This window comes from Fictibacillus sp. 26RED30, from assembly GCF_015903845.1.
Classification (GTDB): Bacteria; Bacillota; Bacilli; order Bacillales; family Fictibacillaceae; genus Fictibacillus; species Fictibacillus phosphorivorans.
Genome location: NZ_JACZDV010000002.1, coordinates 19,618 through 42,293, shown reverse-complemented (window position 1 = coordinate 42,293; position 22,676 = coordinate 19,618). Strand labels below are relative to the sequence as shown.

Below are 22,676 nucleotides of genomic sequence, written 5' to 3'. Positions count from 1 at the left end.
ATACAAAAAAAATTGAATAACTCCAAAAGATGAGGCCTAAACAATGGACAAAAAACCTACTTATATTTGCTGCTTTTTTTAAGATTAAAGAGGCAACAATAAGTATGTTTTATTTTTCTATTTGGGGTTCATTTTTTTTCCGGATGAGTGTAAATTCTAAACGATTTTGTGGATAAGGAAGCAGACCGAATGAATCCTGTAAAAAACATAGGCCAACGGCTTCAGGTCTATTAATTCATTCTCTTTCTATATCATTCGGAGTTACTTTGTTTTTTATCTCCGTAGCTCCAGCTTTTTTTTAAAGAGACCATCTATTTTATAATTAAAATAGGTTATTCTTTACCTTTTACCTTTTATCTTGTAACAATGTTGTGATTTTAGACTTCATGTTCATTGCTGCTGGTTTTGTTTTAAGAGCAGTTGGTGGTGGCTTTATTATTGGGGTACCGTTAACGCCCTAGTTGATCATTTGTACGTTTTTATCAGCTCTATTTCTAGCAGTAAGTAAAAGTAGAAACGAGCTGATTCTACTAAAAAGATGAGAAAGAGTCTCATCGTAAAGTGCTGGCCGTTTATTCACCAGTATTATTAAATCAATGGAATAGTATTGTTACAACTGCTGCTGTTATAAGCTATGGGTTATTTACATGTACCTCAGGACATACGATTCAGTTTATGTAGACTATTTTATTATTTATTCGTTATTTAGGATTAAGACAAAAGAAGTAGGTTATCACACTGAACGAATTAATAGATTAATTAAAACAAATCAAACTGAAGAAATAAAGAAAAACTAAGGGAAAGCATGATCCATACTAAGCTTGAGGTTATAGGAGACTTAGCTCTTGGGTCACTTATTAGATGTGGCGTGAGTTTGTTTTTTAAAATGTTTTTATTTTTTAAAAGTATTTATTATACATAAAAGTTAATTTATACTAAAAAAGTAAAATTATAATAGTTAAAAGGAGATAGGTAATGAAAAAACATATATTATTGTTTTTGATTTTTACTTTTGTTTTGTTGTTTGGCGATATATCTAGAGCAGATGCCGCTTATTTTGAGAAAGAAAGATTATCCGGAAAAGACCGTTTTGAAGTAGCTGTTAATGTTTCAAAGAAGGGATGGGCTTCTTCAAATACTGTTATCATTTCAAATTACATGGCATTTGCTGATGCCTTAGCGGCTTCACCTTTAGCTACAAAATATGATGCCCCCATCTTACTCTCACGACCTGATCAATTAACTGAGATGACAAAGAGTGAGATTAAGAGATTAAAAGCAAAACAAGTCATTATCATCGGAGGAACTGGAAGCATTCAACCTTCAGTAGCATCCGAATTAGAAGCAATGAATATTCCAACTGTAAGATATGATGGTAAAGACCGTTTTGAAGTAGCCTATAAAATATCTAAAGAATTAAATCCAACGGGCAAGGCTATTGTTACATACGGACTTAATTTTTCTGATGCTCTTGCCATTGCACCTTATGCAGCAAAGTACGGGTACCCTATTCTACTAACTCATAAGGATGAATTACCTGATTTTACTAAAAAAGCATTAACTGAAATGAATGTTAAACAAACGTATATTATCGGTGGGGAAGGAAGTGTTTCCAAAGCTGTTTCCGATCTGCTTCCACAGCCGACTCGTATCGGAGGAGCAAATCGATATGAAGTTGCAGCAAACATTATTAAACAGCTAGGACTTTCTACAGAAAAAGTATATATGGCTACAGGTTTAACATTTGCAGATGCTCTTACAGGTTCCGTTCTTGCTGCAAAAGAATCATCGCCGTTATTGCTAACTTATCCTAAATCTATTCCCACTGAAACTATTAATATTATAGGGGATAAGAGTATCACTAACTTTACTATTCTAGGTGGACCAGCTTCTGTAGAGGATCAGTCATTTTCGATTTTCCATAATTGGGAAGTAACTAAATCTGGAGGGAAGGTCCTTCAGGGATATTCATCTAAAACATCAGTCAAATCAGGAGAATTGCAAACTTTTTATATTAACAGTACAAAACCTTTTGAGTTACAAATATTTAGAATGGGTCATTTCAAAGGTGAGGGCGGAACTTTAGTTAGAAGTATGAAAGGCTATAATGCCCATATTCAACCTAAATCTTATAATACTGAAAACATGGATGCAGGCTGGAGGCCAACGACTTCATTAACTATTCCTTCAGAATGGAAAAGTGGTTTTTATTTAGCGAAAATTACTAATTCTGATAATGAACAATCTTATATGCCTTTCGTAGTTTCAAATCCTAACCCCTTTGCAAATGTGGATGCAGCTGTACTAATTTCAACAAATACTTACCAAGCCTATAATAATTGGGGGGGCAAAAGTATGTATGGATATAATAGTACAAATAAAGTTCCTGCAATAAAGTTGTCATTCAATCGTCCATATACAGATGGGAACGGTGCAGGTGAATTTTTCAAATTTGAATATAATCTAATCAGATGGCTTGAAAAACAAAATTATAATTTAACTTATTTAACAGATGATGATGTTCATAAAGGAGCATTAAATACCTTGAACGCTAAATCTCTTATTATAGCTGGTCATGATGAGTATTGGTCTAAAGAGATGAGAGACAGTATAGAGGAAAAAGCAAAAGATAGAATGAATATTGGGTTGTTCAGTTCGAATGTTGGTTACTGGCAAGTTCGTATGGAGAATAATAACCGTATAATGGTTGGTTATAAAGCTAGAGCAAGTGAGGATCCATATCAAAAAATTGATCCATCTCAAGTAACTACTACCTTTAGATCAGCTCCAGTAAACCGTCCAGAAAATCAAGTTTTCGGAATGATGTATCGGGGTATTCCTGAAAGAACAATGCCTTTAGTTATTACAGATGCAACTCATTGGCTTTATAAGGGTACAGGGCTGAAGAATGGAGATAAAATATCTGGAGTTGTTGGTGGGGAAATTGACCGTTATGATGAAGAAATTCCAAATGTAGAGGTGATTGCTGCATCACCTATTAAGTTATATGGTAAAGATTCAGTTTCACATGCGATTTGGTACCAAAAACCACAAGGTGGAAAGGTATTTGCTACAGGAACCTTTTATTGGAATTGGTTCCTAGATCCTTACGGAAAAGAAGCTAATGCAAGTTATAACAAACAAATAGAAAGAATTACATTAAATGCAATGGACGAACTGTTAAAATAAAAAAAGCATCAACTTAAACAAGTGTTTAAGTTGATGCTTTTTTCTTCTTTATTTAATGATATTAAATAGCTGTTGTTCTGTTGTCGTAGTAATAGAACTTGTTCCACCAAGGATATACATAAAATCTGTTTTTCCACGGTTTTGTTGTAGGTAGTTATAGACATTTCCCTCTAATTTTGCAGAAGTAGTTAAAAGAATAGGAGCTCCCATAAATGAAGCAAGCGGGCTTCCAGATAGTGCATCCGCAAAAACATCACCTCTTGCAAAAACAAGTGTACTTAAGTCCATTCCGTAGTTTTCAATTCCATAGTTTGCGGCGTTTATAGATACTTGGTAACGGTTCAAACCACCAATGCGATCAACAGCTGCTCCACTGCGTAATTGCATGATCTTAGTTTTAACTGAATCAGAAACGGTAGCAGGTCCACCTACAATAATGAAGTTTTCGATTTCTGGATGATTCGTTATAAACGTCTGAATCGAATCTGGTACTGTGTTTGTACCAACTAATAAAATAGGCATACCAGTATAGCCTGCCATTCCAGACGCAGACAAGGCATCTGGGAAATTCAATCCACTTGCAATAATGGCAGTATCGGAATAATCTGCAATCTGCTCTGCTACTGCAGCAGAAACAGCATAACGATCTTTACCGCCTATTCTTTGTATCGTCTCAATTCCATTAGAACGTAATTGGTTTTCAACATTTATTGAAACAGATCCAGTACCACCTAGTATGATAGCTCTTTCAGGACTACGTCGGATAATTTCATATAATGTTGTATTTGGCAACGAATTTGTACCTGTTAACAACACTGGAGCACCTTCTAATGCAGCTAACGGTCCCCCTGATAATGCATCAGTGTATAAATCACCACGGGTGATAATAATTGTATCAGTAGAACCACTCTGTTTTTCCAACTCGTTGCTTATTCCAGTAGAAACTTCGTATCGGTCTTTCCCTCCAATACGTTTAACACCGGGTGCTAGAACATTGTAAAAAGACCAAATTGCATTTTGAGTATCAGAACTTAATGCATTTAGCGCAATAGCATTATAACCTGGCTGTACAGTGAGTGATCTATTAAAAGAGGCTCCCATACTAATAGGGTCGTCAAAGTTTAAGTACAAATCAAGTTCGTCCGCATTTGTGGTCCCGGTTATATCTAAACGTGTACTTCCTTTTGTTAGTCTTACATCATGGGATGCAGGTTTTGACAATGATAGAGATGGTAGTTGATTTGAAGGTTGCTCTGTAAATGTACCTGAAATCTTGTATTCATAGCCTTGAGGATTTTCATTAACTCCTTGTACTTCAATAATATAATGGCCACCAGGAAGGTTAAATGGCTTCGAGTACTCATACTCGATTACATCTCCAGTGTTTACATTAGTTATTGTTTCATAGATTTCTTCTGTATCACTATGTTGCTTAGAGATTGTAAACTGCCCCCCAGCATACATAAAATAATATTCATGAATGTTATTAATATCTATGTTTTGTTTATATGTTACTTCTGTTTGAATGACAGATTGCAGACTGGATGTAGTACTTTTCTGAATGTCTCGGTTCGTTGTATACTGATTGGTTTCAAAGGTATTTGCACTTACACCAGATGTGAATAGTAAAGAAGTTATTAATGATAAGGAAGCAGCTCCCAATACTACTTTTTTATATTTCATGAAATCTTTCCCCTTTATTTAAGCTATACCATAAGGCATGCAAATTAATATTACCCAAATAATAAATTTACACAATAGGAACAACTTACTAATATATGTATTTTTTTAGCAAGGTTATGATTGGTTTCAGTCAATAAAAAAAGATCGATCTCATTGAGATTGATCTTCTTCACTTTTGTTCTTTGTATTAGAACGCATTAAAGTAATATAGATTAATTTTAGTGCCATCAATCCTGCAAACATAGTAATAAATCCCCATAGACCAACTATTGCATCTTCAAACTCCATTTGTCCTCTACCAGTAATCTTTTGCTGTATCTCAAGTGCAAATACAATGACTATAAGGATTGTGAAGGTATAAATAAAGGAAACAATTGTAAAACTTAATGAAGCTAGAGCCTTCAAAATAGGGTGAATACTTAAAAAGAAAATAACCCCTATAAATCCAATTAGCCAAAAATGCAAATCCTTATCCGTTAGATCCCATCCCATTTTTTCAGTAAATATTTGAATGATATCATGTACCATGTTGACGATTTCAGCTGTTAATTTTATGAATTCCCCCAAAGTAAACGCTCCATTCAACGAATTGATATTAATTATATTAATCTTAATGGTATAGTTGGTAAAGATAAAGTTAAAAATTAAAAACACAATTAGTGAATGAATAAGGTGATTTTATTGAAGAAAAAGAATCTATTATTAATTACAAATCGTTATCCTTTTCTACCCGGTGAGGAATTTCTACACACAGAGTTTCCTTATTTGAAGAATGAATTTGAACATATTTATATAGTAACTACAAACGCACAAATAAAAAAAGAAAATAAAAGGGAATTAAATCCTACCGTTAAAGTCTTTCATGCTTTCGAACACAGACATAGCAAAACCTATTTGTTAAATCAGCTTTTTAAAAGTAAAGAAGGTTTAGATTGGGTGAGTAAAGGGTTTGGGCAGGTTTTAATACATCCTAAAAAATGGTTAAAGCTTTTGAATTGGGTATCAATCGCTGTTCAAGTTAAAAAAAACTTGATAATGGCTGTTGAAAAGGAAAAAATGTCTGTAGATGATACAGTGATTTATTCATATTGGCAAAGTCCTGGTGCTCTTGCTGCTGTGATGCTAAAAAAACAATATGGTTATAAGACAGTGAGTCGAGCTCATGGTGGAGATGTTTATGCTGAACGTCATAATCCCGCATATCTTCCATTGCAAGCTGAAGTAATAGAAGGATTAGATCAGTTGTATCTAATATCGGAGGATGGAAAGGACTATTTGTCCAAAAAATACCCAAACGTAACAGAGCACTTAAGTGTTCGTAAATTAGGTACAAGAGATCCTGAAATTTTAAGTGAACATTCTACAGATGAAGTATTTCGTATTGTTTCCTGTTCTTACGTTGTTCCAGTAAAAAGGTTAGAATTATTAATAGAAGCGTTAAAGCTTTGCAAACAAAAAATTGAATGGAAGCATATAGGCGACGGACCACTTTTCGAACAGATAAAGCTTCTAGCTAAAGAACTTCCTCCAAATGTTTCTGTCAATTTTCTTGGTAACAAAAAAAATCATGAGATTTACGAATACTATGCAGCTAATAAAGTAGATGCGTTCATTAATGTAAGTTCGACTGAGGGCTTACCCGTATCTATAATGGAAGTATTTAGTTTTGGAATTCCTGCCCTTGCTACGGATGTAGGAGGGACTAGAGAACTAGTGAATCCTGATACAGGAAGGTTATTGCCTAAAAATATTGATGCTAAAGAGTTAGCAACAGTAATAGACGAGATTGCTCAAATGAGTAAAGATGAAAAGATTGAATTAGGAAAAAACGCGCTAAAAATATGGAAAGAATATTACAATGCAGAAAGAAACTTTACTTCATTTGCTAGAGAGCTTTCAGAGTAAAAAGGAAGGATAAAGAATGACACAATCCAAACATAGCTTTATTAAGAATAGTATTTTCACCTTTACAAGACAGGTTACCAATATCGTAGTCGGATTCCTGTTAATCATTGTACTGGCAAGATTTTTAGGCCCAACTGGCCAGGGGCAATACGCCTTAATTACACTAGTTCCCACAGTCATCATGATATTCTTAACGCTTGGCATCAACACCTCTACTATTTATTATGTCAGCAGGGATGAGGTTAAGCTTCAGACGGTGTATAATAACAACATTATTACAGGAATTGTGTTAAGTATAACGGGAGTAATACTCGGTGGGATTTTTGTATTATTATTTAAAGATAATTTTTTTGCCGACATCCCTTATTATTTATTGTTTTTAGGTTTGTTCTCGCTTCCTCCCTTATTCTTAAGAGAGTATTTCCAAACGGTTTTTCAAGGACTACAAGATTTTAAAAAATACAATTCTGCAATGGTTATCCATCAGGCGGCAATACTTGGTTTTGTTGTCCTATTAGTGATCGTATTTAAGGTAGGATTAGCTGGAGCAGTATCTGCGTTTCTTTTAGGAAGCTTATTTAGTTTTCTTTATATGAATTATCAGCTTCGAAAAGAATATCACCTAAGATTATCTTTAAAAGATTTTTCGACTGAATATCTTAAATCATCTGTAAAATATGGAATAAAAGCGAATATCAGTAATGCTGCCAGTTTTCTGAATTACAGAGCAGTTATTTTTATCCTGGGGTATTATTTAGTGGATGATGATGTGGGTAGATATGTTGCGGCAATGAATATAGGGGAAAGGTTATCAATCTTTGCAGTTTCAATCTCTAGCGTTTTATATCCAAAGATTGCCTCTACAGCAGATGAAGGTGGACGAAATCGTATTACGAGTATTGTTAGCCGAAACATAATGGCAGTAACCATTTTAGTAGCGTTGGTTGGAATACCGGTTGCGCCTTTAATCATATCTTTGCTGGGATCAGACTTCTCGGATAGTGTATTACTTCTTCAAGTAATACTTCCAGGAATCGCCCTTTTGGCGGTTGAAAAGGTTCTTTCCAACGATATTGCCGGTCGGGGTAAGCCGGAATTAAATATGTATCTGTCAATATTTAATGTTTTTTTCAACATCATTATCAATATTATTTTAATTCCGAAATACGGAGTAATAGGAGCTGCATATGCAACCACTATTACATATACAGTGAGCTTTTTAGTGAAGATAATGATTTTTAAATATGTAAGCGGCCAAGCTTATTCGAACTTTTTGATCTTGAAAAGATCAGATTTTGATTTTTATATGAATACATTTAGGAAATTAAAAGGCAAGTTGAGTAGAACATAATTGTCGATTTAAATGAAAAAAATAGGGAATAATTATGGAGGATACTGAGAAAAGTTTCCTCTTTCCTTTTATAGTCGAAAAGAAAGTAACTAATACGAAACGTGTATGTGTGAAAAGAGTAACAATAAAAGTTGCTATTCTTAAACAATTGTTTAAAATATACATTGTGATAGTAAAACACAGGTTAATAGAAGGAGTATGTTTCCATGACAAAATTCGCTATTGTAGGCTGTGGCCACATTGCTAAAAAGCATGCTGAAGCAATTGATAAAGCAGAGGGTGCTGAGTTAATGGCAGTGTGTGACACTATTCCTGAAAATATGGAATACTACATTGAAAAATATGGAGTAGAGGGCTATCAGAGCTTAACGACTCTTTTAGAACAAGATGATTTAGATGTTATCAATATTTGTACACCAAGCGGTTATCACGCAAATATAGCTATAGCAGCTGCAAATGCAAAAAAGCATGTAGTTGTTGAAAAGCCCATCGCGTTAACAATTGAAGATACAGAAGCTATTATTGAAGCGTGTAAACGTAATAATGTGAAGCTTTCTGTGGTGCATCCTAATAGATTCCGTCCAGCTATTATGGAGCTTAACAAAGTATTAACAGAAGGAAAGACAGGTACAGTAAGCCACGCCAATGCAACTGTAAGATGGAATAGAAATCAAGAATATTATGATCAAGCTCCATGGAGAGGAACTAAATCTCTAGATGGTGGAGTATTAATGAACCAGGCCATACACAATTTAGATCTATTACTATGGACAATGGGTGATGTAGAAGAAGTTTATAGTATGGCTGCTACACGTTTGCGCAACATTGAAGCAGAAGATGTATCTACAGGGCTTGTTCGTTTTAAAAACGGCGCATTAGGTGTAATTGAAGCTGCAACTACCATTTACCCATCAAATTTTGAAGAGTCATTGGCTATTTTTGGAGAAAAGGCAACAATAAAAATTGGTGGGAAAACAGCTAACTACATCCAACATTGGGATGTTGAAGGTATGGATGATGAATCAGTCAATCAAATCATCGAACAAGTAAAAGCAGATCCATTCGGAAAACCGGGTCACCAATGTATCATTGAAGATATGGTACAAGCTATTAAAGAAGACCGTGAGCCTATTGTAACAGGAGAAGATGGTAAGAAAGCTCTTCAACTCGTTTTGGCTCTTTATAAATCAGCGGATACACAAAAAGCTGTTAAAATCTCAGAAGTAAGTGAAAGAGAGGACATTTAAATGACTCAAGAACTTAATTTCAGTTCTTCATCTCAAGAACTGTTATCAAAATTAGAAGGCAAGAACGCTACAATTGGTGTTGTGGGATTAGGATATGTAGGATTACCATTAGCTGTTGAAAAAGCAAAAGCTGGGTTCAACGTTATCGGTTTTGATGTCCAAGAAAAAAGAACGCAACTTGTGAACGATGGTATCAATTATATCGGTGATGTGGTTGATGAGGAGTTAGCAGAACTTACTTCTTCAAAAAAACTAATTGCAACTACCGATTATTCAAAAATTGCTGAAGTAGATGCGGTGGCTATTTGTGTTCCTACACCATTAGATAAATATCAGCAGCCGGATACTTCTTATGTTGAAAGTTCAGCAACTGATATTGCTAAATACTTACACAAAGGTATGTTAATCGTTCTGGAAAGCACAACTTATCCTGGTACAACTGAAGAAGTTCTACAGCCGATTCTAGAAAAGAGCGGCCTAAAAGCAGGAGTTGATTTTCATTTAGCGTACTCTCCTGAACGTGTTGATCCAGGTAACAAGCACTTTAATACAAAGAACACACCTAAAGTAGTTGGTGGGTTAACAGGTGAGTGTACAGCAATTGCTGCATCGATGTATCGTTCTGTTCTTGAAGGTGATGTTCATGAAGTTTCAAGCCCGCGTGTAGCTGAGATGGAAAAGATTCTTGAGAACACTTTCCGTAATATTAACATTGGTTTAGCAAATGAAATGGCCATCCTTTGTGAAAAGATGGGGATTAACGTTTGGGAAGTAATTGATGCTGCCGCTACAAAGCCATATGGTTTTATGGCTTTCTATCCAGGTCCGGGATTGGGCGGACATTGTATTCCTATCGATCCGTTCTACTTAACATGGAAAGCTAGAGAGTATAACTATCACACTCGCCTAATCGAAACTGCTGGAGAAATCAACAATGCTATGCCAGATTTCGTATTAGAAAGAGTAATGAAAATTCTAAATGAAGATAAGAAAGCACTAAATGGAGCACGTGTTGTCTTACTTGGAGTAGCTTACAAGAAGGATATTGATGATATGCGTGAATCACCAGTTCTTCCAATTCTTGAAAAGTTAGAATTGGCTGGTGCTGACTGGGTAGTGGTAGATCCACATGTTAAAGAATTTAAGCTTAATGGTAAAATGTATCCAACAGCTGAGATGAATCAGGAACTATTATCAGGAGCTGATTTGGTAATGCTTACTACAGATCATTCTGATTTCGATTATAAAATGATTGCGAAAAACAGCCCTGTTGTTTTTGATACGCGCAATGCCTTTAAAGAACTTCAAACTGAAGTTAAAAAATATTACTTACTATAAGTTGAAAGAATGCCAGACCAACCCAGGTCTGGCCTTTCCATGATACTAGTTGAAAGTAGGGTAAAAATGAAAGTCTCCCACTTGACATCGGTCCATCCTACTGAAGATATAAGGATATTCATTAAAGAATGTAAATCTTTAGCCGCAGCTGGATATGATGTTTCATTGATAACCGCTAATAAAGGATCTTATGAGGTTGATGGAGTTAAAATCATAGGTTTAGATGTAAAAGCACCTAGTCGTGTATCGAGAATGATTAATGCGACAAAAGCTGTTTATAGAAAAGCACTTGAGATAAATTCCGATGTGTATCATTTTCATGATCCTGAACTTCTTTGGGTTGGACTAATGCTTAAGAAAAAAGGAAAAAAGGTAGTCTATGATGTACATGAAGATGTTCCTGAACAAGTTTTATCTAAACAATGGATTCCTAAACCATTGCGAAAGATTGTTTCTTTCTTCGTTACAAAAATAGAAAGTTATTGTTCAAGTCGCTTTGATGCAGTAGTAACCGCTACTCCTCATATTTCTAATCGCTTTAAAACATATAATAAAAACACAGTCACTATTCACAATTTCCCTATTTTAAATGAGTTGTTAAATAACGTTCCAGAAGTTAAAGATGTAACCTTTAAAAACTTTATTTATGTAGGTGGATTAACCGGACTACGAGGCACCAAAGAAATGGTTCAAGCTATTGGAGTATTAAACAAAGAAAAGAAAAGTGAGCTTGTACTAGGTGGGGCTTTTAGTCCTCCTGCTTTGCATGAAGAGGTGCGGAGAGAAGAAGGTTGGAAACATACTGACTATAAAGGGTATTTAACAAGAGCGGAAGTAAAAAAGGAATTAGCAGAAGCTACGGGCGGATTAGTTTTAATCCATCCAGAACCTAGATATGTTGTTTCCTACCCTATCAAGCTTTTTGAATACATGTCTGCAGGTATTCCTGCTATAGCCTCTAACTTTCCATTGTGGAAGGAAATTGTTGAAAAGAACAAATGTGGAATCTGTGTAGACCCTTTGAATCCTGAAGACATCGCAAGTGCTATGAAATGGCTGATTGATAACCCTGAAGAAGCAAAATTAATGGGTGAAAACGGAAGAAAAGCAGTGATTGAGAAGTATAATTGGGAACACGAGAGTAAAGAGCTTGTTTCATTATACAGCCGAATGAAGAGTTGAATTGAGGTGGTATTTTGAAAATTTGGATACTAAATGCTGTAGCTTTAAAACCAAATGAATCAGGTATTACAAGACATTATGATCTGGCGCAAGGGATGAAGAAAAGAGGACATGATATTCGTATCTTTGCCAGCAGTTTTCTTGTCTATCATTTTAAATGGCGCGATCCTAGCAAAAAGAATTACGCTGAGAATGTCAACGGTGTGTGGTTTGAGTGGTTATGGAATTTACCTTATAAGGGCAATGGTGTTAAACGTGTATTTAACATGATCAGCTATTTTATTATGGTCCTGTTTAGAGGTTTGTTTTCAAAAGAAAAACCAGACGTTGTTGTAGGGTCTTCTGTTCATTTATTTGCTTGTCTTGCTGGCTACTTTTTAGCAAGATGGAAAAAAGCTGCTTACATCGTTGAGCTTCGTGATCTTTGGCCGAGAACACTTATAGATTTTGGTGCTATGTCAGAGAAACACCCTGCAGCTATTATGTTTGGCGCTATTGAAAAGTTTGTCTACAAGAAGGCTGATCGAATAATCGTTACGCTTCCTGGTGCTGTAGATTATATCGAAAGTTTTGGAGTGAAACGAGAAAATATTTACGTCATAGCTAATGGTATTGATTTAGAAAGACGCTATGAGATAGATTATGGAACACCTATAAAAGCAGAACTAGAAGAAATAAGAAAAAAACATAAAAAGATAGCCATGTATGTGGGGGCTCATGGAATGGCAAATTCACTCCATACCGTTGTGGATACGGCAAAAGAAATGGATCCAGAGCAAGTAGGTTTTGTTTTTGTAGGTGATGGCCCAGAAAAGAAAATTCTTCAGAAAGCTTCTGAAGGTTATAACCACATTTATTTCTTTGAACCAGTAGCAAAAAAAGAAGTTATGGCTACATTAGCTGAAGCAGATGTATTAATTGTCTCCATGCTTAATACAAAGTTGTATCGCTTTGGTATTAGTTTAAATAAGTTAAATGATTATTTACTATCGGGCAAACCTATTTTGTTTGCGGGTAATGTATATAATAATATAGTTGAAATGGCTAATGCAGGTGTTACAGTAGAACCAGAAAATATAGAGGCTATGAAAAATGGTTTGGACAACCTCCTCTCATTTACAAATGATGAGAGAGAAGAGATAAAAGAAAGCAGTTTTAAATACGTATCAGCCCACCATGACATCGAGAAATTAGCCGAGAAATTTATTGAAGCTTGTCAAACTAATAAGGAAGAGGGTAATAAACATGAAAGTACCTATGCTTGATTTAACACAACAATATAAAACATTAAAACCACAAATTCAAGAAGCGATTGAAGATGTAATGTCGAATGGGCGTTTCATCCTTGGTCAAGATGTTAAAAAGTTAGAGGAAGATGTTGCGAAATACAGCAATGTTGGTCATGGAATAGGAGTAGCTAACGGGTCTGACGCTATTCACATCGCGTTGACTGCGTGTGGTGTAGGGCCTGGAGACGAAGTTATCGTTCCTTCTTTTACTTTTTTTGCAACAGCTGGTGCAGTAGCTCGTGCTGGCGCAACACCTGTTTTTGTTGATTGTGATGAAAAGACATTTAATATAGACCCATTGAAGATCAAGGAAGCTATTACAGAGAAAACAAAAGCGATTGTACCTGTACATTTATATGGACAAATGGCAGACATGGATTCAATAACTGAAATTGCAAAAGAGCATAATTTAGCTGTTATTGAGGATGCTGCTCAAGCAATCGGTTCTAAATATAAAGGTAAGTCTGTAGGGGAACTAGGTACTGCAGCCACTTACAGCTTCTTCCCGACTAAAAACCTTGGTGCTTATGGTGACGGAGGTATGGTTGTAACAAATAATGAAGAATTAGCCGAAAAGATGCGTGTTATCCGCGTACATGGCAGTAAACCAAAATACTATCATCATGTTCTTGGTTATAACAGCCGTCTTGATGAACTACAAGCTGCAATTTTAAATGTTAAATTCCCTCACTTGGATGAGTGGAGCAATATGCGAAGAGAGAACGCACAAAATTACACAGAATTATTAAATGAGAAACTGCCTAACGAGGTAGTTACACCATTTATTGCAGACTATTCACATCACATTTTCCATCAATATACGATTCGGGTTCAAAAACGTGATGAGTTACAAGCTTTCCTAAAAGACAATGGTGTGGCTTCAATGATTTATTATCCACAACCGTTGCATATGCAACCTGTATTTAAAGAGCTGGGTTATAAAGAGGGAGATCTACCAGTTACTGAAAAAGCAGCAAAAGAAGCTCTATCGTTACCGATGTTCCCTGAATTAAAGCTTGAGCAACAAAAATATGTTGTGGACAAAATCGCTGAGTTCTATAGCAAAAATTAATACTTTTAATGGTGTTCATCCGCTACGGGTGAACACTGTTTTACATACTTAAGAAGGAAGGTGTCTTAGATGACAGTACAAAAAGGTCAAAATGTTGTAATTGGGGAAAACGTAACTTTTGGTGAAAATGTTATTGTTGGAAATAATGTTGTAATTTATGAAGGTGTCACAATCGGAAAACACTGTATTATTCAAGATAATGCTGTTATTGGTAAGCAGCCTACACGTGCTAAAAACTCAATACTTCCAGAGGTGAAAAAATTACCGCCAACTATCATTGGTTCCGGTGTAACCATTGGTACATCAGCAATTATTTATGCAAATGCTGAATTAGCTGACGATGTGTTTGTTGCTGACCTGGCTACCGTTCGTGAGCGAGTTACAATTGGTGAAAAGACAATTGTAGGACGCGGAGTCTCTGTTGAAAACGATTGTAAAGTTGGCATAAAATGCAAACTTGAGACAAATTGTTATATTACAGCATACTCAGAGTTAGGTGACTATGTATTTATAGCGCCATATGTTGTTACAACTAACGATAACTACATGGCAAGGTCAAAAGAGCGTTATGACAAATTTAAAGGTGTTACTATAAAAGATGGTGGTCGTGTAGGAGCGAATTCGACGATACTTCCAGGGAAAGTAATTTTCGAAGATGGTGCTGTAGCAGCAGGCAGTGTTGTTACTAAGGATGTGGAACAACAAAAGATTGTTGTAGGTAGTCCAGCAAAAGTCTTAAGAGAAGTACCAGAAGATCAGTTATTAAAAAATAACATTTAGTTTTAAAGACCAGAGTGTTCATGAACCTCTGGTCTTTTTTTCCCAAAAGTACTATTAATTTTTTTCCGTATTTTACGATAATATACATGTTCGCTATTAATGTCGTATTAAGACACATATTGTCGTAAAGGAGGATCGTGTAAAAATTAATAAATTACTTGGGGAGAGATTTAAGTGTTGAGACTATTTTTGCCGTTTGTTGCGGCTTTTACATTATTTTTATTAGTAGCTGAACAAGCTACCGCATCATCTACCAGACTTTCAGGTAGCGATAGGTTCGAAGTTGCAGTTAATGTTTCTAAGATGGGGTGGACGAGTGGAACATCCAACGTCGTTTTAGCCAATTATAATGCTTTTGCAGACGCTTTGTCGGCAGGGCCGCTGGCATACAAATTGAATGCACCTATTTTATTAACGCATCCCAAAAATCTCACAGCAGTATCAAAAATAGAAATAGAGAGACTTAAAAGTAAAAAGGTAACCATTATTGGAGGTACAGGAAGCGTATCTTCAACAGTGGAGAGTCAATTAAAGAATATGGGATTATCAGTTGAAAGGATTAGCGGTAATGATCGCTATGAGGTCTCATATAACGTATCTAAGAAACTTGCTAATAAAGGAAAAGCAATTATAGCTTATGGCTTAAACTTTCCAGATGCTTTAGCTATCTCACCATATGCCTCTAGAAATGAATATCCCATTCTGTTAACGAACCATAATGCAATACCGAATTTTACAAAAAGAGCTATTACCGAAAAAGGTGTACAACAGACGATAATATCTGGTGGAGAAGCCAGTGTGAGTGCCATAGTTGCTCAACAGCTACCAAAACCAACTCGAATTGGGGGATCCGACCGGTATGAAGTCGCTGCGAACGTTATTAGAGATTTAAATCTAAATACATATAACACCTTTTTAACAACAGGTACAACATTTGCTGATGCACTTACTGGTTCGGTCTTAGCTGCTAAACATAATGCACCAGTGATTTTAACCAGACCAACATCACTGCCTGATACTACTAAAGCTATTATTCAAGACAAAATAATAAAACAAGGAACAATATTAGGTGGCACAGCATCAGTATCAAGCGGAATTACATCCTTATTTGGCAAAAGTATTGTACTGGATCCCGGGCATGGGGGAACAGACCCAGGTGCTATAGGCAATGGTTTGAAAGAAAAAGACGTAGTCCTAGATGTTGGACTACAATCAAAAGAATTATTGAAAAATAGTGGAGCCAGAATTGTAATGACTAGATCCACGGATACTTTTATTACTTTGACGAATCGAGCAAACGTAGGTAACAAGTCAAGTGCTGATTCCTTCATAAGTATTCATGCAAATTCATACCCAGGGACAAGCCCTAATGGAAGTGAAACCTATTGGAATGATGTTAATAATTCCACACAGAGTAAGGCTTTAGCAACTGAGATACAAAAACTACTTATACAAAAGCTACAAACGAATGATAGAGGGGTTAAAGAAGATAATTTTTATGTGATTAAATATGTGAAGATTCCAAGTGTTTTAGTAGAATTAGGATTCATTTCCAATTCGCAGGACGCAAAAAAACTGGCATCACCAACGTATAGAAGACTTGCTGCTGAAGCAATTGCTCAAGGTACCATCAATTTTTATAAATAACTATAATTGAAGATGATGTAAATCATCTTCTTTTGTTTATTATGAAAATATTATGACTAAACTGTGAACAGTAATTATTTGATACCCATTATGTTATAATGAGTGGGTCAATTTTACGAAGAAAGAGGTTTGGTATGTCTTTCATTCGAGAGAATAAAAATTACGTAGTTCTACTTTTAGTTATGTTAGGTATAGGGATTCTTATGATAGATCAGCTAGATGTCTCTATTAAATTAATGACAGTTGCAGTTATGTTTTATGCAATCTTCTTGTTAGGAATTGTCTTCATTAAGCCATTGATGCTAGAAAATAAATGGTGGGAAAATGTATTTTACCTATTTTTATTTAGTGCTTTTTTTGGCCCTGCTATATTAAATTACAGCATTGGACCTTTTAGTCTTTTTCCATTTAGAATCCTTTTTCCATTTATGGCGGTAATTTTTCTTTACTTGTATTTTAAGGATTCAGTTTTTACATGGAATCAAATTCACACAAAAAAAGTTCTGTGGTTGTTTGTATTTTGGTTGATTTATGCACTTTTATCATTATTATGGGTTAAAAGTTTAACCCAAGGAGTAATGGACTTAATTTTCTTATTGATGGGTATTGGTATCATATTTTTTATGGTGTTTCTCATAACAAAATATAAGCAGTTCCAATACATATTTAATATTTGGATTGTGTCATTTCTTGTAATCTTAGGAATTGGTGTAATCAATCATGTTTTACGTATACATTTACCAATCTCAAGAATTTCTAGTGCAAATCCTTTTTATGGTTATATACCAACTTCAGTTTTTGTTAATGAAAATGATTTTGCAAGTTTCCTGTCATTAAGTATCTTTTTTGTATTAAGCGGAATCTTATATTTCAGAAATCTATTTGTACGAACAGCAGGTTTGCTCCTTATTCTTGTTTCTATCTATATGCTAGAAGTTACATCTTCACGGGCAAATATATTGGCAGTTGTGATAGGACTTGGTTTCTGGTTTGTTTTCTTAACAGAAGTAAAATTTAAAATAAAGCTTATTTTTTGGGCATCCATTGCATCTGGTATTTCCTCAATTCTATTTTTTGAAAAAGTAAATTCTTTATTTAATGCAATCTATCAATTGGTATCAAGTCTTATAGTGACATCAGGGTCAGACGAAACGTCGACAGATATCAGATTAAACCTATTAAAGAATTCATTGGTTTTTCTTCAGAATACTTTTGGTTTTGGTGTAGGAACGGGGAATTCCGAATTCTTTATGAAGAATTACGCGGTATATCCTACAGGAAATATTGTAAATGTACACAATTGGTGGGTAGAAATTCTTGTTAATTATGGAGTGGTTATATTTACTTTATATTGTTTAATCTATCTTTATTTAGTAAAAGAACTATACGTAATTAATAAGAATATCCCGGAACAATCTCAACTAAAGTTAGTCTCTGTTGCCCTTCTTTTAGCAATGATCGTCTTTCCTTTATCGAGTGTTAGTCCAAGCTCACAAATTGCCTTGAACTATTTTTGGGTTTTATATGGTTTTGTAATAGCGTTTATTAATTATTACAGAGTGAATAATCAGGAGGAACTAAAATGAGCTTGTTTGAAAATGAGAGTATTAAAAGGATTGTAACTAGATTTAAAAAATTGTTTTTAATACTGTTATTGTTGCCTATAATTTTTGGGGGGCTAGGTTATTTCATCGGGATGAATCAGGAAACGAGTTCTACTGCCAAAGCAGAGATAAAGCTTGGAGACTTTAAGAACACAGAATTCAATGATGTAGGGACTGTGCAAGAAAACTTAAAAAGTGAAAAATTCCTTGAAAAATTAAAGAGAGAGTATGATTTAAGTTATGATTCATTAGAGCTTTCTGGTAAAACTAATCCAACAGTTAAGCCCGGAAAAATTATTGAACTCTCTTATACTACCGAAAGTAACAAAGAAAGTGAAAAAATCCTTCAAGAATTGGTTGATGCGTTCTTAAATGAGAGCAATAATGAGACCAATAATGAAAATAATATTAGTTTTAAAGAGAAGAAAGACTCAATAGAGGCTAGGATTGAAAAAGTAAAATTATTTTCAGGTAATGAAGTTGTAAAGGAAGATCTTTTATATAATTTAGAATCTGATCTTGAAGAGCTGAAGCCTGCAAAATTACACAAAGACGTATCTGTGGATGAAACTAATAATAATCCATTGAGAAAAGCTATACTAGGTTTCTTGGTAGGTCTTATGTTTAGCATCTCATTGCTACTATTTCCAGAAGTTATACGTAAATAACAGTATAAAACAAAAGCTGATGTTAAGTTTCACAAACTGTGAAACTCTAGACATCAGCTTTTTTATTATTTTACCGTTGCACCATGATAATAGAATTCTAAAATTTCTTTATAGTTCTGCCCTGCGGTTGCTCTTCCTTGAGCACCATGCTGACTAAGACCAACACCATGGCCATAACCACTTCCATCAATCTTGATGGTTCCATTTGAATCAGTTACTGTAGAGATCATTGCCTCTTTAATATCGCTGGATCCAAACATGGCTCTAAGTTGGCTCATTGTAACGTCTTGTTCAAAAACAAAAGTTTTTGCAAGTTTTGGTACACTATTATCCATTTGCATAGTACCGTTTTCTCTTAAGAAATATTCAATACGTATTTTAGCTTTTAATTTTCTGCCACTGCTATTGGTTTCAGGGTATACATGTACATAGGGTATATGGTGAATTTTAAATTCAACATTACCATTATTGTGAGCGTTCGCCTTTAGCCATTTTTTTACATTTTCTAAATCAGGTTGATTACTAGAGTCTGGACCTTTTGATTCGTTGACACTCCACCACCAGTGACCAGGATTAGTTAAATCAAGTGCACTGGTATTAATCTGCTCTTTGTAAAAGGATAAATTCCATTTAAAAGTATCAAATGGATCTGCTTTTGAGATTAGGAAAGATCTTCCGCCACCAGACGGCCATACATCCATGCTTGATGCAGTTTGTCCACCATTTGATGATGTAAAGGGGGCGGTATCAATTAAAGAATTGTTTACATATAACATTTGACCAGCGGTATCTGAAACTGCTTTTGTCGAGTTTGGATGCCATTGATAACCGCCATATACTTGAAAGGAAGTAGTATCGTTAATATCTGTTCGGTTCTGATATTTATAAGCATATGTTCTAGCAGCTATAGCTTGAGCCTTTAATGCTTCTTGGTGCCATAAAGCAGGCATTTCTCTAGGTACAACACCTTTTAAATAATCTTCAAAAGGTATATTTAAATTTATAGGCTGAATTGTTCCAGCTTCATTCGTAAACTGCATGTCACCTATGTAAGGAACATCATTAATTTTGATAATAGAGTTGCCATAAGCATCAGGTGTTAATAAGAAGGAATTTGAACCAAAATCTTTTACTAGTTTGGAGCCTTCATATAAGGATAGGGAAGAACCTGAGCTTTTAATACTATAATTTAATCCCGATTTTAAAGGCAAAACGTTAGGTAACGAATTTTTTAGGTTCTCAGAAACAGAAGCATTTCCACCTAGAACGGTGAATTTAGAAATATATCGATCACTTATTACCTTTTGTGTAGTAGGAGGCAGAGCTGTAGGTCTAGTTAATAATATTGGTGCATTTTCTTTTGCTGCTAAAACAGATCCTGTAAGAGCATCTGCAAAGGTTAAACCTGTGGCCACAAATGCTGATTCAGAATTAAGGTTTAGCTGATTAATAATATTTGTAGCAACTTCATAACGGTCTGCTCCACCTATTCTAGATACACCAGGGAGTTGTTTAGCGACATTGCTCCCAACACTGCCCTCACCACCTACTATGATTGTACTAGTTGTTTGATTAGCTTGAAGAGCGGCTTTTGTTTGAGTAGGAATTTGATCTTTCCTAGTTAATAAGATAGGGAGACCATTTCTTGATGCATAAGGAGCAATTGATAATGCATCAGCAAAAGTTAATCCGCTTGAGATAACCGCTTTTCCTTTAACTCCTAATTCACTAGCGATGTTTTGAGAAACTTCGTAACGATCCAATCCACTAATTCTTCTTATACTTATACCCAAATTCAAACTATTAATCTCGTTTTCTACTTGAGAATTAATACTTCCACTACCACCAATAATAATGATGTTTTTGGGTCTTAATCTTGTTAACTCTTGCTTAGTAAAAGGCGTTAAATTGTCTTTTCTGCTTAAAAGAATAGGTGCATTTAATTTATAAGCCAAAGGTGCTGAAGATAATGCATCTGCAAAAGCATTTGAATTTGCAATTAGAACAGTGTTAGCACCTGTTGCCCATCCTTTCTTAGAGACATTACTAGCAACCTCATAACGATCAACACCACTAAGACGAATATTATCATTATAATGATTCACACGATAAGATCCTTCAATCGAAACATTAAGACTCGTAGGATTTCCGATATAATTTTGAAGTTTTACTGAAATTCCATCAGCATGGACATTATTAACTGGTAACAATGTCGAACATATAACAGAAAAACCTAAAAAACTACTTGCAATTTTGTTCAGTTTCAACTTTCTTTCCCCTTCCCCTATAGCAAAATTAGAAATCTATGTAATATTAAAGATTATTTTTACATTGATTCCATATAATATAAATTATATCAAAAAATTAACAATATAGGAGATTATTCTACAAATTTTTACAATAAAGGAAAAGAGATTTAGACAAATTAATATTATGTTACGTTTAGTAATTATTATTGAACATTTAACTTGTAAACCTTATAATGACTCAGAGAGCAAAAATATAAGTTTAGAATATATGTTTTTCTGGGTAAAAGAGAGAGAATTAAATATTCAGAAGAGTGATAAACAAAGAGGGGATAAAATGAATCTTCAATTAGTTCTAACTTTTCTTATTCCATTCGTTACAGTTTTAATTGTTACACCTTTTGTTATAAAGTTTGCTTTTAAAATTGGTGCTGTTGATAGCCCGAATAAACGAAAAGTTCATCAAAAGATTATGCCAAGACTTGGTGGTCTTGCAATTTTTATCGGAGTAGTAACAGGTTATTATTTCAGCGACTTACAGAATGCACCATTAACTGGTATTACAATAGGTGCGTTAATCATTATCATTACTGGGATACTAGATGATAAGTATCAATTAAAAGCTAAGTATAAGCTTCTAGGGCAGATTACTGCTGCAATAATCGTCGCTAAAACTGGACTTCTTATCGATTTGCTTAATATTCCATTTGTTGGAGAGTTCGATCTAACATTTCCAATAGCTTTTCCCTTAACTGTTCTATGGATTATTGCGATTACGAATGCAATAAATCTAATCGATGGTTTAGATGGTTTAGCTGCTGGAGTATCCTCAATAGTTATTGCAACAATAGCAATAATGGCTGGGATAAACGGAAATGTCATGATTCTTACTTTATCCCTTGTTGTATTGGGGTCTACTGTGGGGTTCTTATTTTATAACTTTCATCCCGCGAAAATTTTTATGGGGGATACTGGATCTTTATTTTTAGGATATTCTATAGCGATTATTTCTTTACTAGGTGTTTATAAAAGTGTTACTTTGTTTAGTTTTGTTGTTCCACTAATTATTCTAGGAGTTCCCGTCTTTGACACTACGTTTGCAATAATTCGTAGGCTAGTAAATAAGAAACCAATTTCAGCACCGGATAAAGGGCATTTGCACCATCGTCTACTGTCAATTGGTTTAACTCATCGTAAAACGGTAATAACAATTTACTTACTAAGTATTTTGTTTAGCGTATCCGCAGCTGTTTTCTCGACTACTACTTTGTGGGGAGCAATATTAATAATTTTTGGTCTGTTATTGCTTCTTGAATTAATTGCTGAATTAATTGGATTGGTCCATTATAAGTATCGTCCACTGCTGTTTGTATATGGAAAAGTTACAGGGGATCCAAAATTTTTAAACAAGAGTTCAAATTCAATAAACAAAAACTAAATGAAAAAAATGAGGCAGTTATTCCTTCTATGGGATA

At 34.7% G+C, this 22,676-nt stretch carries 16 protein-coding genes; 13 read left to right on the top strand and 3 right to left on the bottom strand.

Features of this window, described 5'->3' with window-relative positions:
• The first annotated feature begins 975 nt into the window (after positions 1–975).
• Positions 976–3,189 carry a N,N-dimethylformamidase beta subunit family domain-containing protein gene (locus IHV11_RS12990; protein WP_197195046.1) on the top strand — a complete coding sequence of 738 codons (2,214 nt, stop codon included), beginning with the start codon at positions 976–978 and terminating at the stop codon, positions 3,187–3,189.
• A 48-nt stretch (positions 3,190–3,237) separates the two neighbouring features.
• On the opposite strand, the gene IHV11_RS12985 is transcribed toward IHV11_RS12990, so the two are convergent.
• A complete protein-coding gene (locus tag IHV11_RS12985; RefSeq protein ID WP_197195045.1) occupies positions 3,238–4,872 on the bottom strand; it encodes a cell wall-binding repeat-containing protein in 1,635 nt (544 codons plus the stop codon).
• Between the two features lie 150 nt (positions 4,873–5,022).
• Positions 5,023–5,439: a hypothetical protein gene (locus IHV11_RS12980; RefSeq protein ID WP_197195044.1), complete on the bottom strand. Its 417-nt coding sequence runs from the start codon at positions 5,437–5,439 to the stop codon at positions 5,023–5,025.
• 114 nt (positions 5,440–5,553) lie between these two features.
• On the opposite strand from IHV11_RS12980, the gene IHV11_RS12975 reads away from it, so the two are divergent.
• The 11 genes from IHV11_RS12975 (at position 5,554) to IHV11_RS12925 (ending at position 18,955) form a co-directional block, all read left to right on the top strand.
• Positions 5,554–6,777 (top strand): glycosyltransferase, encoded by a 1,224-nt coding sequence (locus IHV11_RS12975; RefSeq protein ID WP_197195043.1) that lies wholly within the window; start codon positions 5,554–5,556, stop codon positions 6,775–6,777.
• A gap of 16 nt (positions 6,778–6,793) precedes the next feature.
• The gene (locus IHV11_RS12970) at positions 6,794–8,128 is read left to right on the top strand and encodes a flippase (protein WP_197195042.1); all 1,335 of its coding nucleotides are present in this window, start codon (positions 6,794–6,796) and stop codon (positions 8,126–8,128) included.
• A gap of 206 nt (positions 8,129–8,334) precedes the next feature.
• Complete coding sequence (locus IHV11_RS12965; protein WP_197195041.1) at positions 8,335–9,375, top strand: Gfo/Idh/MocA family protein; 1,041 nt, start codon at positions 8,335–8,337, stop codon at positions 9,373–9,375.
• On the top strand, positions 9,376–10,713 hold the full coding sequence (locus IHV11_RS12960; protein WP_197195040.1) for a nucleotide sugar dehydrogenase: 1,338 nt from the start codon (positions 9,376–9,378) through the stop codon (positions 10,711–10,713). It begins immediately after the preceding gene.
• Positions 10,714–10,779: 66 nt separating this feature from the next.
• Positions 10,780–11,895: a glycosyltransferase family 4 protein gene (locus IHV11_RS12955; protein ID WP_197195039.1), complete on the top strand. Its 1,116-nt coding sequence runs from the start codon at positions 10,780–10,782 to the stop codon at positions 11,893–11,895.
• A gap of 14 nt (positions 11,896–11,909) precedes the next feature.
• Positions 11,910–13,160: a glycosyltransferase family 4 protein gene (locus IHV11_RS12950; RefSeq protein ID WP_197195038.1), complete on the top strand. Its 1,251-nt coding sequence runs from the start codon at positions 11,910–11,912 to the stop codon at positions 13,158–13,160.
• Positions 13,141–14,256, top strand: a complete 1,116-nt coding sequence (locus IHV11_RS12945; protein WP_197195037.1) for a DegT/DnrJ/EryC1/StrS family aminotransferase — start codon at positions 13,141–13,143, stop codon at positions 14,254–14,256. Before IHV11_RS12950 ends, IHV11_RS12945 begins: the two co-directional genes overlap by 20 nt.
• A gap of 69 nt (positions 14,257–14,325) precedes the next feature.
• On the top strand, positions 14,326–15,036 hold the full coding sequence (locus tag IHV11_RS12940; RefSeq protein WP_197195036.1) for an N-acetyltransferase: 711 nt from the start codon (positions 14,326–14,328) through the stop codon (positions 15,034–15,036).
• 174 nt (positions 15,037–15,210) lie between these two features.
• Positions 15,211–16,683, top strand: a complete 1,473-nt coding sequence (locus IHV11_RS12935; RefSeq protein WP_197195035.1) for a cell wall-binding repeat-containing protein — start codon at positions 15,211–15,213, stop codon at positions 16,681–16,683.
• Between the two features lie 134 nt (positions 16,684–16,817).
• On the top strand, positions 16,818–18,269 hold the full coding sequence (locus IHV11_RS12930) for an O-antigen ligase family protein (RefSeq protein ID WP_197195034.1): 1,452 nt from the start codon (positions 16,818–16,820) through the stop codon (positions 18,267–18,269).
• Positions 18,266–18,955, top strand: coding sequence for a hypothetical protein (locus IHV11_RS12925; protein ID WP_197195033.1), 690 nt, complete (start codon positions 18,266–18,268; stop codon positions 18,953–18,955). The genes IHV11_RS12930 and IHV11_RS12925 overlap by 4 nt, the downstream gene beginning before the upstream one ends.
• Positions 18,956–19,020: 65 nt before the next feature.
• Here IHV11_RS12925 and IHV11_RS12920 read toward each other — a convergent pair whose 3' ends face one another.
• On the bottom strand, positions 19,021–21,222 hold the full coding sequence (locus IHV11_RS12920) for a SpoIID/LytB domain-containing protein (protein WP_197195032.1): 2,202 nt from the start codon (positions 21,220–21,222) through the stop codon (positions 19,021–19,023).
• A 316-nt stretch (positions 21,223–21,538) separates the two neighbouring features.
• On the opposite strand from IHV11_RS12920, the gene IHV11_RS12915 reads away from it, so the two are divergent.
• Positions 21,539–22,639, top strand: coding sequence for a glycosyltransferase family 4 protein (locus tag IHV11_RS12915; protein ID WP_197195031.1), 1,101 nt, complete (start codon positions 21,539–21,541; stop codon positions 22,637–22,639).
• The last annotated feature ends 37 nt before the right edge of the window (positions 22,640–22,676 follow it).

Excerpts from the sequence above, each read along its gene's own strand:
- IHV11_RS12960 (WP_197195040.1), top strand. The coding sequence starts at position 9,376 with ATGACTCAAGAACTTAATTTCAGTTCTTCATCTCAAGAACTGTTATCA.
- IHV11_RS12965 (WP_197195041.1), top strand. The coding sequence starts at position 8,335 with ATGACAAAATTCGCTATTGTAGGCTGTGGCCACATTGCTAAAAAGCAT.
- IHV11_RS12915 (WP_197195031.1), top strand. The coding sequence starts at position 21,539 with ATGAATCTTCAATTAGTTCTAACTTTTCTTATTCCATTCGTTACAGTT.
- IHV11_RS12940 (WP_197195036.1), top strand. The coding sequence starts at position 14,326 with ATGACAGTACAAAAAGGTCAAAATGTTGTAATTGGGGAAAACGTAACT.
- IHV11_RS12945 (WP_197195037.1), top strand. The coding sequence starts at position 13,141 with ATGAAAGTACCTATGCTTGATTTAACACAACAATATAAAACATTAAAA.
- IHV11_RS12985 (WP_197195045.1), bottom strand. The coding sequence starts at position 4,872 with ATGAAATATAAAAAAGTAGTATTGGGAGCTGCTTCCTTATCATTAATA.
- IHV11_RS12970 (WP_197195042.1), top strand. The coding sequence starts at position 6,794 with ATGACACAATCCAAACATAGCTTTATTAAGAATAGTATTTTCACCTTT.
- IHV11_RS12925 (WP_197195033.1), top strand. The coding sequence starts at position 18,266 with ATGAGCTTGTTTGAAAATGAGAGTATTAAAAGGATTGTAACTAGATTT.
- IHV11_RS12930 (WP_197195034.1), top strand. The coding sequence starts at position 16,818 with ATGTCTTTCATTCGAGAGAATAAAAATTACGTAGTTCTACTTTTAGTT.
- IHV11_RS12955 (WP_197195039.1), top strand. The coding sequence starts at position 10,780 with ATGAAAGTCTCCCACTTGACATCGGTCCATCCTACTGAAGATATAAGG.
- IHV11_RS12990 (WP_197195046.1), top strand. The coding sequence starts at position 976 with ATGAAAAAACATATATTATTGTTTTTGATTTTTACTTTTGTTTTGTTG.